General features: G+C 72.7%; 1 protein-coding gene. It reads right to left on the bottom strand.

The window, feature by feature from the left end; translation table 11 throughout:
* Nucleotides 1-928 (bottom strand): LacI family DNA-binding transcriptional regulator (locus AB0J68_RS32435; RefSeq protein ID WP_363942740.1); only part of this gene is annotated, 928 nt, incomplete at its 3' end.
* Nucleotides 929-1,132: the final 204 nt, after the last annotated feature.

The following is a 1,132-nucleotide window of genomic DNA, read 5'->3' on the forward strand; positions in this document are numbered from 1 at the left end:
CGATGATCTCCAGCAGCAGCGACACCGCCTCGGCGCCCATGTCCCGCATGGGCACGTCCGCCGCGGTCAGCGGCGGGCGGAAGTCCTCCGCCCAGTGCTGGGCGGCGACCCCGGTGACGGAGAAGTCGGCCGGCACGGACAGCCCGGCGCTGGTCAGCGCACGCTGCATCCCGGGCAGCGCCGCCTCGTTGATGGTGGCCACCGCCGTGACGTCCGGATGCGTCCCGAGCAACTGCTCCACGCACGCCTCACCGGAGGCCGTGTCGTCGCCGCAGCAGACGTCCACGCCGACCAGACCTCGTTCCGCCACCGCCGCCTGGAAACCGGCCAGCGCGCGATGGCTGGGCCCGTAACCCGCCGCCACCAGCTCGGCGGAGCGGTTGACCAGCGCCACGTGCCGATGCCCCAGATCGGCCAGGTGGTGCACGCAGCGCGCGATCAGCCCGGCGTAGTCGATGTCGACCCAGCTCATGCCGTGCGCTTCGGCCGTCCGACCGATCGTGACGAACGGCAGACCCGTTCTGGCCAGCCGCGTGACCCGGTCGTCCTCCAACCGGATCTCCATGAGGACCACGCCGTCCACCCGACGCCCGGTGACGATCCGCTCGAACGACCGGTCGTGGTCGCCGCCGGACGGGGACAGCAGCACATCCAGGTCGTGGCGGGCGGCGGCCTCGACGACGCTGGCGACGAAGCCCAACTGCATGTCGGTCAACCGCTGGCTCGCCGGTGGGATCACCAGCCCGAGGGTGCGGGTACGCCCCTCCTTCAGGGCGCGGGCGCTGGCGTTCGGCCGGTAGTCCAGCTCGTCGATGACCGCCTGGATCCGCTGCCGGGTCGCCTCCGAGACGGTCCGCTTGCCGCTCAGCACGTACGACACGGTGCTGCGGGACACCCCCGCCCGCCGGGCGATCTCCCCGATGTTCATACGCCGCCCTCGAATCGATTCCTGCCCCGACGGGGACGCGCCCAGCTCCGGTTCCGAGCATAAGCGCTCCGCACCGGCACCCGGATGCCCCGCCCGGCCCGTTCGGCCCGCCGGACCGGGTCGGCCCGCCCGTCCGCCGTCCTCGACCCGGTCAGGAATCAAGAAGCGCCCGGTCGGCGCCCCGGCCTAGCCTTTGCCCAGGTA

The sequence above is a fragment of the Micromonospora sp. NPDC049580 genome (assembly GCF_040675595.1).
GTDB lineage: Bacteria > Actinomycetota > Actinomycetes > Mycobacteriales > Micromonosporaceae > Micromonospora.